Annotated in this window: 3 protein-coding genes; all 3 read left to right on the top strand. The window is 61.0% G+C overall.

The window, feature by feature from the left end; genetic code table 11:
* The coding region (locus ACIGGE_RS17950) for a hypothetical protein (RefSeq protein ID WP_397491366.1) at positions 1-315 on the top strand (315 nt) is incomplete at its 5' end.
* Positions 309-1,490, top strand: a complete 1,182-nt coding sequence (locus tag ACIGGE_RS17945) for a trans-sulfuration enzyme family protein (protein WP_397491365.1) — start codon at positions 309-311, stop codon at positions 1,488-1,490. The genes ACIGGE_RS17950 and ACIGGE_RS17945, both read left to right, overlap by 7 nt.
* Positions 1,491-1,492: 2 nt before the next feature.
* Entirely contained in the window at positions 1,493-2,926 is a 1,434-nt protein-coding gene (locus ACIGGE_RS17940) for a Na+/H+ antiporter NhaC family protein (protein ID WP_397491367.1), read from the top strand.
* The last annotated feature ends 252 nt before the right edge of the window (positions 2,927-3,178 follow it).

Here is a 3,178-nt window from a genome sequence, read left to right as displayed (position 1 = left end):
CGTTGGTTCAAATCCAACCCCCGCAACCAAAACAAACAAGGGCTCCGCCAACTGGCAGAGCCCCTTTTTTATGCCTCCCGTAATTACGCGCGAAAAAGAAGCGCCCGGCCTGTTCGGATGCGCACCCAGATAAGGCACGCATCAGGTCGATCCGGTAATCTAGCCGACTTCGTCTGTCATGTGCCGAAGGCGGTTGTTCTCATCATTGATTATTTTTCATTCGGCAGTGTAACCCTGCCGAATGAAGATGATCGGGATCGATGCCGTAGCGATCAGGGGAGCTCTGATTGCCCGAAGGTATTTCGCACATGGTGACACCACACATGCTTGAACTGGATCCGCGCGACGAATTGCTTTGCCTGCGCGCGGCAGAGCCGGTTGCCGAATGCTCGGGAATGGTACTGCCGGCGATCGCGCAGGCTTCGATCTTCCGCAAGGAGACGATGGAGGAACTGCACCGCGACCTTGCGCACGAAAATGCCGCCAATGTCTATTCACGCGGTACGAACCCTACTGTCCAGGTGTTCGAACGCACACTGGCCGAACTGGAGAGGGGCGAAGCGTGCAAATGCTTTGCCAGTGGTATGGGCGCCATCGGCGCTACGCTTTTCGGTCTGCTGAAAGCGGGCGATCATGTCCTCTTCGTCAACGACATTTACGGACCGACCCTGGAACTGGCGCGGCGCCTCGAAGATTTCGGCGTATCGCACGATCAGGTCTTCACGGCAGACATCGCCGCAATCGGTGCGGCCATGCGCGATGAAACAAGTATGGTGTTCATGGAAAGTCCGGGTTCGACCCTGTTTCAGCGTATCGATGTCAGAGCCATTGCGAAGCTCGCCCGGGAACACGGCGCGCTGAGCGTGATCGACAATACGGTTGCAACGCCGCTGCTTCAAAAGCCGATCGAGTTGGGCGTCGATCTGGCGATCCATAGCTGTACGAAATATATCGGCGGCCACAGCGATGCCGTGGGCGGCGCGCTGATCGGATCGGCAGAGCTGATCGAGCGGGTTTTCTACAACGCATACATGCTGATGGGCGCCATCATGCAGCCGCTGGAAGCCTTCCTGTTCCTGCGCGGACTGATGACATTGCCCACGCGAATCCGGCGCCACCATGAAGATGCGCTTTGCCTTGCCAGATATCTGGACAACCGTTCCGACGTGGCGCGCGTCTTCCATCCGCAGCTGGCAGGGGCCGCGCAGGCCGATGCCGATGGCTGGCGGGGCCATTCCGGCCTGTTCTCGTTCGAACTTGCCGAGGGAGGCTTCGCGCGTGCCGTAGCAGTCGCCAACCGTCTGCGTCTGTTCGGAAAGGCTGTGAGCTGGGGCGGGGCGGAGAGCCTTGTCCTCACTGGTCACAAGACCGACCCGATGGACATGGGCGGCGAGAGGCCGCGCATCCCGGCAGGTCTTCTGCGACTCTCAATCGGATTCGAAGGGGCACACGCCTTGATCGAAGATCTGGATCAGGCGCTGGCGCCGTGAGCATGGCGGAAGCGCATTCCGGTCCGGCGCCGGAGCCCCGGCCACCACTTTCGCTTGGCCTTTCCTTGCTGCCGATCATCGCACTGTTCGGTGCGATCGGTATCAGCATGGCAACGGTTGGCACGGGCGGCGGTGCACTGCTGCTCTCCATTCTCTTCGCGGCCACCATTGCCGGTCTTGTTGCACGCAAGGCGGGGGCAGGCTGGCAGGAGATTCAGCAGGAAACCGGGCGGCAGATTGCCGATGCGCTGCCGGCCATCCTTATTCTTCTGACGATCGGGGCGCTTATCGGCAGCTGGATGTTCAGCGGCACGATACCCATGATGGTCGTTCTAGGTATCGATCTCATCGATCCGCGCTTCATGGTTTTGACGGCTTTCGTTGCAACTGCGGTGATGTCCCTCATTTCCGGCACGTCATGGGGCTCCGCCGGAACGATCGGGGTTGCCCTGATGGGCGCAGCGCAAGCGATGGGTCTGCCGCTCGCGCCGGTCGCCGGGGCCGTGGTGTCCGGCGCCTATTTCGGCGACAAGCTGTCGCCTCTGTCCGACATGACCAACATCGCCGCAATCGGTGCGGGCGCGGATTTGTACGATCACATTCGGTGCATGCTCTGGACCAGCCTGCCGGCGGCGGCGATTGCGATCGTGACGTTTGCGGGGCTGGGCCTGGCAGGTGTTTCCAGTGGGACCTTGGCGTCCTCGGACGCGGCGCTGATCAAAGGCGAACTTGTCGGCGCGTTCGATCTCGGACCGCTGGCGGCATTGCCGTTACTGGTTGCGCTCGTCGGTATTGCCCTACGCAAACCGCCCGCCCTTGTGATTCTCGCCTCATCCGTGCTCGCCCTGATCGTCGGCATCTTTGGTCAGGGATTTTCGTTCGTGGGCGCGGTCGCCAGTTTCGTCGACGGTTTTTCCGCAGCAGTGAACCTGACCGGCGCGGAATTTACTCCGAGCGTCGAGAACCTGCTGAACCGGGGAGGGCTCATGTCGATGTCAGGCACGCTCCTGTTCATCATCGCGGCATTCCTGCTGGCTGCCGGAATGAAAGTGTCGGGCGCGATCGACCGTTTGTTGAACGCGCTGCTGGACCTGGTTCAATCGGTCGTGAGCCTGGTGGCTGCCACCATGGCAGCTGGGGCGATCATGGTCGCAATGACTAGCCATGGCGGCGTGACTGCGCTTATCGTCGGTGGTCTGTTTCGTCGCCCGTTTGCGGAGCGCGATCTGGAACCCCAGTATCTGTCTCGCACGATCGAGGATTCCGTCACGGTGACGGAGCCGCTGATGCCATGGACGGTATCCGGCGTGTTCATGGCGTCGACATTGGGCGTTCCGACTCTTGCGCTGGCACCTTGGGCCGTTTTCTGCTGGCTCGGCCCGGTCACTTCGCTTGCTGCCGCCCTCTTTTTGGCCCGGAAATTCAAAGCGGCATAATTCGGACCACGGCGAGCAGGGACGGCCGAGGCCGTTCCAGCAAGCGTGGACAGGCCTGAGGTGCACAAGCGCCTAGGCCAAATCTGTCGCCATACGTCTGATTGCCGTTGCACGAAGCGATTCTCTACCATCCCTTGGACAGCCCACCCGGCAGTTTAGCGAGAATGGGATGATCGATTCTGTGGTGGAATCGGGTGTGACTCGGGGTGGTGGCGGGGGTGATTGGGCGATTCCGGGCGGGTTGGGGTTGTG

The organism is Qipengyuania sp. NPDC077410, from assembly GCF_044543405.1.
Taxonomy (GTDB): Bacteria; Pseudomonadota; Alphaproteobacteria; order Sphingomonadales; family Sphingomonadaceae; genus Qipengyuania; species Qipengyuania pacifica.
The sequence above is the reverse complement of the archived record's forward strand: the minus strand, read 5'-3'. Positions and strand labels throughout refer to the sequence as shown.